Annotated in this window: 4 protein-coding genes and 1 pseudogene; 3 read left to right on the top strand and 2 right to left on the bottom strand. The window is 42.3% G+C overall.

Features of this window, described 5'->3' with window-relative positions; genetic code table 11:
- Nucleotides 1-1899, top strand: a pseudogene (locus F6K37_RS26240) (hypothetical protein); the annotation flags it as partial.
- A 7-nt stretch (nt 1900-1906) separates the two neighbouring features.
- Here the strand turns inward: F6K37_RS26240 and F6K37_RS26235 are convergent.
- Complete coding sequence (locus tag F6K37_RS26235) at nt 1907-2074, bottom strand: hypothetical protein (protein WP_154659804.1); 168 nt, start codon at nt 2072-2074, stop codon at nt 1907-1909.
- A 138-nt stretch (nt 2075-2212) separates the two neighbouring features.
- Between F6K37_RS26235 and F6K37_RS26230 the strand changes: the two genes are divergently transcribed.
- A complete protein-coding gene (locus tag F6K37_RS26230) occupies nt 2213-3853 on the top strand; it encodes an SWIM zinc finger family protein (RefSeq protein WP_287253249.1) in 1641 nt (546 codons plus the stop codon).
- A gap of 555 nt (nt 3854-4408) precedes the next feature.
- On the opposite strand, the gene F6K37_RS26225 is transcribed toward F6K37_RS26230, so the two are convergent.
- A complete protein-coding gene (locus F6K37_RS26225; protein WP_287253247.1) occupies nt 4409-5905 on the bottom strand; it encodes a TldD/PmbA family protein in 1497 nt (498 codons plus the stop codon).
- Nucleotides 5906-6412: 507 nt separating this feature from the next.
- Here F6K37_RS26225 and F6K37_RS26220 point away from each other — a divergent pair.
- Nucleotides 6413-8240: aldose epimerase family protein (locus F6K37_RS26220; protein ID WP_287253244.1), on the top strand; the 1828-nt coding region annotated here is incomplete at its 3' end.

The following is an 8240-nucleotide window of genomic DNA, read 5'->3' as shown; positions in this document are numbered from 1 at the left end:
GGTTACTTAACCTTTAACCATATTCTCTATACCAATAGTCCCCGTTACGTATTAATGCCCAACAACCAGGCATGGCGTTGTCGAGACAACTACAAACCCGGTGATCCAGAGCCAGATGTCCGAGAAGAAGCCTTTCCTAAACTTTGGGAGCAACATCCAGAGGCACTGCTACAGTTACTATTAGAAAGCCAGTGTCATCAAGTTCATCAGTTTGCCGCCAAAGCCTTGAAGGTATGTCAGTCATTCTGTAATCAAATCGATACAGATACTGTAATCAGACTAATTAACAAACCCTACCCAGTAACCGCTCAACTCGGCTTTGAACTAGCAACACAAAAATATAATTCGGATAATCCCGACAATCCTAACCTAGACTTATTACTTGCCTTAGCCAACTGCCAGTTTCCACCAGCTCGTACTCAAGCCCATCAGTGGATACAAGCAATACCAACTCACTTGATCACCGGCAGTAACCTGATCATCCCTTTAGTGATCAGTCAACACTCCGATACCCGTACCTTTGCCCGTCAGTTACTGACTCAATCAATAGTAAGTGAAGCAACAGCCAAAGTATTAATCGGGCGAATGATTGCAGCAGTACTCGCACTAGAACCAACTCAAACCGATATCGGCAAAGACACTGCTCAAACCCTGCTTCTAGGTTTTACCCCCCAACTCCGGACATTGGGTATGGGAGTAGTACTAGATCTCCTCCAACACCCCATGCCAGAAATCCAGGAATTGGGAGCAAGAATCCTATTCAATCACGAAACTCCTGCCGCTGACTTACCACCCAAATTAATTGAATCACTCCTCAACGCTTCCCATCAGTCAGTGCAAGGGATTGGGGTTCAGATTTTCGGTCAACTTCCCGATCAACGGTTGCTACAAGACTACGACTTAGTATTAGCGATCGCAACCAATCAACAAGCACACTTGCGTCAAGGTATTCGTCCAGTAATTCAGCGCTTAGGAAAATTATATCCAGAATTTGTCACTCAGCTAGCCACAGAAATCATTAGCCTATTGCAGCTACCAGAAAGACATCAAGGTGTTCACCAAGATTTAGTCCAACTGCTACGAGAAGACTTACCCAGCTGGATGACTATGATTACCAAAGACAACGCGATGGAACTTCTCCAAGCCAAATCATCAGCCGCTCAAGAATTAGTAGGATTAGTACTCCAAGCTAACTATACCACTTGGGGATTAGAATTAAAAATTCCTGACATTGTTAAACTAGCCAATCATGAAATCCTATCCGTCCGTCAAGCCGCTTGGACAATGATTGAGCAAAGGCTCAACCGTATCCGTAGCAATTCTCAAGACATGTTAGCCGCAGTGCGATTACTAGAAGCAAAATGGCAGGATTCCCGAGAATTTGCTACCAAACTCTTTAGCCAACAAATTACCGAACAAGACTGGACACCTGAAGTCATGGTCAGTATTTGTGACAGTACTCGGGATGATGTTCGTCAATTTGGGCGGAATTTAGTCCTACGTACCTTTCAGCAGAGTTATGGTCAAGATTATCTGCTTAAATTTAGTGAACATCCCAGCCAAGACATGCAGCTATTTGCCACTAACTATCTAGAACAGTATGCCGTAGATAATCCCGACCGTTTGCAAGACTTAATCCCTTACTTTATCAGTATTTTGTCTCGGGTTAATCGCGGACGAATTGCTAAACAGCGCGTCTTCGCATTTCTAGAAGCTGAAGCCCAAAAAAGCCAAGCAGCTGCTAAAATAGTAGCAGAAATATTAACACGACAATCCATCACAATGGCTATTGGTGATAAAGCCCGTTCAATTCAGCTCATGCTTAAAATTCACCAAAACTATCCTACTATTCCTCTTCCTATTCAGGTTAAACCAGTATCCGAATTAAGAGGAGTGTAGGGATTTATCAGTTGTGTATTGTAGGGAGTCGGGAGTCAAGCACACCGAGGGAGTCGGGAATAGGGAGTAGCGATAGTACGAGAAACCCTATAGCATTTTCAACTATATCCTGATCGCTTATGAAACAAAGTAATGATTCAGGATAACACCAAAAAATCTTATTATCTATTTCCATTATCTATTTCATAATTTTCCCGATTCTAAATTCTAAATTCTAAATTCTAAATTCTAAATTCTAAATTCTAAATTCTAAATTCTAAATTCCCGATTCCCTTATTAACAATAAAAAAAATAATTCAATACCCTAAAAACCATGGAATTTAACTACGCCTATAAAAATAGTACAGCAGTTAGCGATCGCGGCAGCAGTACCCAAATGTCTTTCTCCCCAGACACCAAGCGTCCTCCCACTTACTTCATTGGTGAATTAGGGAAAAATGTAGCCTTTCGAGAAGCCATCAGCGCCCTACATGACGTAGTAGTTTCCGATTTACGCTTCAAACCCAAAGACAGAACCGAGTATAAACAATGGCGTGCCAACCAAGACCAACAAGACTGGCAACTGATAGCCGCACAACGCCAAGACCTCGCCAATAAAATTCAACCCTTACAAGCAGAACTAAATCAATTAAATCAGAACCGATATCAACGATTATCCACCTTTTATAAAGCCAGACAGCAGTACTACAATTACCTCTATGAAAAAGACCGTGATGCCTGGTTTGTCCTCGATCCAGTAATTACCGTTCATCCCGATGAAGTCTTCTTTGAATGTTTCAGCCAAGATGAATCCAGTTATGGGCGACTAGGAGCCAGCTACGAAGTATTTAAAACTATCAAGGAATTCGCCTGCGGTACAACAAACATAGATTACTCCGCCGCCCTTTACAACGAATTTCAAAAAATCCGCAGTTACAAGACAACCCAATTTGAAATTGACCCCTCCGGTTTTGAAGTAAAAACCACCCATGAAGCAGCATTTAAAGAAGTCAAAATTGACCTACCAGACAGTTGGGTAAGAGGATTTCTACAAGTCAGTTCCGCCATGGCCTTACCCGCCACCACCTTTGACTTGCAGCCCATGGATATTCACAATATCTGTTTTGTGTTGCGTCGCCACAAAGAAAAAACTGGCCCACGGGGAATGCGTTACCATCTCAAACCAGGAGAACCCGTGCGAATAGTATTTGAGCCTTGGAACATCGAAGTAGTCTGTTCGCGATCGCCCTATCAAGGTTCATCAGAACAGGTCATCCGAGTTTGGGGACGCCGCCGCCTCCACATCCTAGAACGTCTTATCCCCATTGCCAACAAATTTACCATTCACCTACTCGGAACCGGTATGCCATCCTTTTATGTAGCTGACCTAGGGGATATGTCCTTTACCCTCGGCTTATCAGGATGGACAGCTAACGATTGGGCACAAGCGGGTAACTTTGACTTAATGGCACCCCGTGCAGATGTAGACCAGTGGACTCAACAACTCATTTTTGACGCACTCAGAGAAAACTGGGTCGAAAGTCCCCACAGTCTCGCCCAGCGCTTAGACTTAAGCCCGACTGCTGTCCTAGGTGCCTTAGGAGCTTACACCCAAGCCGGACGAGCCATTTACGACTTAAACAAGCAAGTATATCGAGTCCGGGAACTATCTCGAGAGCCCTTACCCATGGAACGGTTACGGTTTGCCAATCAGCGAGAAGAAACAGCAACCCGCTTCTTAAGTAACAATGCCGTACAAGTAACCTCAGTAAAAGACACTCAAGGTACACTCCAGCTACAGGGAAATGTCAGAGATAAAAGCAAAACCTATAATCCCGCTTTGACAATTGATCCCGATGAGCGTATAATAGCGGCAGAGTGTACCTGTAATTGGTATCAGCAAAATAAGCTGTACAAAGGTCCTTGTGAACACATTCTGGCGTTGCGGATGCAGCACGCTCGTCAGTCTCAATAAATCACGTCCATTCCAGCAGTTGGTAAACAGCCTTGCAATCTGGGCGGTGGATCGCCGTCCCTGCGATAAGTTCAACCACGCATCACTAGCCTGCTCGTGACTGTGCGGGCTATCGGGTGCTATCGCTATTACGGTTTCGTTTTCCTAAAACTAATTAGCGATAGCACCCGAGCCCGCTTGAGTTGAGCAGTCTAGTCCGAGGGAGTTTACGAAGGGGTAACCAACGGATTGGGCGTGTTTTTTTGGTGTTGCTTAATCTGGGAATGGTTAACCAGAAAAGGTAATTTTTTGAGATTTGAAATATAGTCATTTCAAATAACAATGGAACACTTTTTCGTATGAAACCCAATTAGAGCAATAAATAGTTTTCTCAATATAAATTGAAATGACTCTAATAAATAAGAAGGGCATTGCTTGATTGAGCAATGCCGATACTTTTGCTCCATCTTGGATAGTGAGTTGAAGAATTGATGGTAGAATTACATTCTCTTTTACCTAACACTAATTAATCGAGTTGCCCAACTAACCATAAAAAAACCATTAACAATTAACGATTTAGGTTCCTCCAATCTGAATATTGCGCACCCGCACCGGGACACAAGCATGGGTCATTTGAGCAATTTGTATCGGTTCGCCTTTACCACACATATGGGTACCAAACTGCTCCTGTTCCGAAGCTACTCCAATGGCATCAATACTATTCCAGAAATCAGTACTCATAGAATGATAGGTGACATCCTTGAGCATGCCCACTACTTTACCTTTCTCCACCTTCCAGAAAGCATCTCCACCAAACTGAAAATTACGTCGCTGCTGGTCAATGGAGAAACTACCTCTACCATCAATTAAAATCCCTTCCTCAGTCTCAGCAATCATTTCTGCGAGTGTGGCAGAGTGACTTCCTCCCTCTGCTCCCGGTTCCAACCCTAAATTAGGAATCCGCACCATCGGTACACTTGACCAACTATCCGCGTAAGCGCAACCGTTACTACTGGCATTACCTAGTCGATAAGCGGTTTCCCGGTCAGTGAGGTAGTCTACTAAAATGCCATCCTTGACAACATACCAATCTTGTGCAGGTACCCCCTCATCATCATAGCCTAAAGTACTACGTCCCCCCGATTGAGTGCGATCGCATTTAAAATTCACCCAAGGAGCAGCATATTGCAGCTTGCCCAATTTATCAGTAGTGGCAAAGCTAGTACCAGCAAAATTCGACTCATAGCCATACACCCGATCTAGTTCCGTAGGGTGTCCCACCGATTCATGAATCGTTAGGTGGAGATGACTAGGCTTCAGAATCAGAGTGCTGCGAATACCAGAAGATCCTTTAGGAGCATGAACCTTCTCTATTGCTTCTTCTGCTACCCGTTCTACCTGATTCAAAAGGTCTGGGGGTTGAATATGCTCGTAACCGATATTTAAAGGTGGACGCTCATAGCTACGGCTTTGAGCATCCCCATTAGCAACTGCTGTACAACCCATACCTGGATAGCTGCGGTAGATAGTCTGTTCAATTAGGGAATCAACAGTAGACGCAAAAATCTTGTCTTCACGAGTAAAACGCAGGAAAGAGTAAGCCTTTTTAATTCCGCGATCGCTATAGCTAAGCAATTGATTATTGATACGCAATAGTAAATCTGCTTTCTCAGTAATCGGTATAGTAAACGGGTCAATTTCGATCGGAGTAATATAGGTATCGCGATACGCTTTTACTGGGGCTAATCTTACCTGTGTTTGCTGAGAAAGGCGGCTACCTTTAGCAATCTCCACAGCTAAAGCCACCATTCGTTCCACTTCCTCTGGAGTTTTATAGGGACTAGCCGCAAAGCCCCAAGCGCCCTTTAGTAACACTCTTACCCCAAAGCCAGAACTAACATTATCACAGAGTTGGCTAAGGGAGCGATCGCGTGCAGTTAAGTTCTGATTACGGTAAGTACAAATACGGATATCTCCATACTCACAACCAGCTTTACGAATTAAATCAATCCCTAGTGTCGCCAAGTCTCTCGCCAAGTCAGTAGTCGTAATTGGTGCTAAGGCTTTTATCATTGTATGTAAAGTATGTAAATAATGTTTAAGAACAATGCCTAATATGGATTAAAGTTGCTATAATCGCACTGGCTAGATTATGATTAACCTAGCCCTCTCCTCATTTTAATAAACGTCAGTAAAATCAAGGTCGCTGGTTGTAAGCATTCAGCCTAATCCTAAAAGCAATAAGAACCAATAATAAATCAGCGTCTTTCTGGTTGTCCACAATCAATCATGTACTCCCACCCCTGGGTCAAATGCCTGAGTTTTCCTTGATTATTGATATCAAAACTATCGGCTAATCTCAAATAGCTTCAGGAATTATACATCTAGTTAGCTGGTAATAGTTAATTGGCTCCCGATTATCCATTACCCATTAGCGTTGACCACAAGGTATTCGTATTTAACTTGTTACCAATGGCGACCTGTCATCCCAGCAGGCGGAACCAGTTACCCTCTATTATCTTCCTAAAAAAAATTATATAAATTAGAATTTATACAGATTACAATTACTTAAAAAAAACTATGCTTACTGGTTCAATGTTAACAAAAATAATCACAATTTTTACCGCAATGGGAATGAGTGTACTTTTAGTAAAATCAGATTTATACAAGAGATTTAACCCTGAGCAATCTTACGCCACAGCAAATAACTACCATACCCAAGAAAACAAAACTGTAACCAAGATGGAATTTGGCCAGACTAAAGATGATCAGAAAGTTTATCTCTATACTTTAACCAATACCAATGGTTTAGTAGCTAAGATAACCAACTATGGTGCGACTCTTACTGAATTACACTTGCCTGATAACAGCGGTCAGCTAGACGATGTAGTGCTGGGATTTGATAGTCTAGAAGATTATTTTACGGCTAAGCGCTACCTATATTATGGTGCAATTGTTGGTCGCGTCGCTAATAGGATTAAAGATGCTCAGTTTACTCTCAATGGTGAAAAGTATGAGCTAGCTGCTAATGCCGGTTCCCATCACATACATGGTGGTAAAAAGGGTTTTGACAAAGTGGTTTGGAAAGCTGAACCGATTAACAGTAGCCAAGGACAGGCACTAAAACTAACTTATCTGAGTCCTGATGGAGAAGAAGGATATCCAGGTGATTTGACAGTTACAGCCATTTACACTCTGACTAACGATAATCAGTTAAAGCTGGAAATGACTGCTACCACTAACAAATCTACTCCAGTCAACTTGGTCAATCATTCATATTGGAACTTAGCTGGTCATGGTTCTGGAAATATTCTAGGACAATATTTAAGCATCAATGCCGATAAATATACCCCGACCAACGAACAGCGAATCCCTACAGGAGAGATTAAATCAGTTAAAGATACACCCTATGACTTTACTAAGCCTCAGTTGATTGGAAATGGAATTAATCAGCTTAGAAATACCCTAAAGCAAAACTATCCAGGAGGCTACGACCTAAATTATGTCTTGAATGGAGAATCAGAAAAAATCCAACTGGCAGCTACTGTATATGAACCCAAATCTGGTCGGGTGATGGAGCTTCACACTAATCAGCCAGGAATGCAGTTTTTTTCTGGAAATCTTGGTAAACTGAAAACCGTGGGTAAAGGAGATATTGTTTATAAAAATCATCAAGGTTTGTGCCTAGAGACACAACATTTTCCTGACTCAGTCAATCAGCCTAACTTTCCTTCGGTTATCTTGCATCCAGGTGAAACTTACCGACACCTAATGGTTTATAAATTTTATACCAAACAAAATAATCTAGAAGAAATTATTGCTCCCAATACTCAAGTTGAAAAGGTAGCAGGAGGTTTTAAGTTTACTGAAGGACCTGTTTGGCATCCCGACGGCTTTCTGCTATTTAGTGATATTCCAGCTAATACCATTTATAAATGGCAACCAGAGCAAAAAACGGAGATTTTTCGTCAACCTTCTGGCAATGCTAATGGTAATACCTTAGACCGCTCAGGGCGTTTAGTTACTGCCGAACATAGTAATCGTCGTCTATCCCTAACACAGAAAGATGGAAACATTGTAACTCTAGCTAGTCACTACCAAGGCAAGCGGCTGAATAGTCCCAACGATATAGCAGTTAAATCAGATGGTAGTATCTACTTTACTGATCCTCCCTATGGCATCAAATCCGAACAAGAAGAATTAGGGTTTTATGGTGTTTATCGTCTAGCACCAGATGGCACACTAACCCTGCTTGTTGATGACTTTGTCCGCCCTAATGGAATTGTCTTTTCCCCAGATGAAACTAAATTATATGTGAATGATTCAGAAAGAGGTCATATTCGGGTTTTTGATGTCAAGCCAGACGGGATGTTAGAGAATGGAAAACTTTTTGCCGAACTGAAACCTC

Source organism: Moorena sp. SIO4E2 (genome assembly GCF_010671945.1).
GTDB classification, from domain to species: Bacteria; Cyanobacteriota; Cyanobacteriia; order Cyanobacteriales; family Coleofasciculaceae; genus Moorena; species Moorena producens.
Note: the sequence above shows the minus strand (reverse complement) of the source record. Positions and strands in the feature narration are given on the sequence as shown.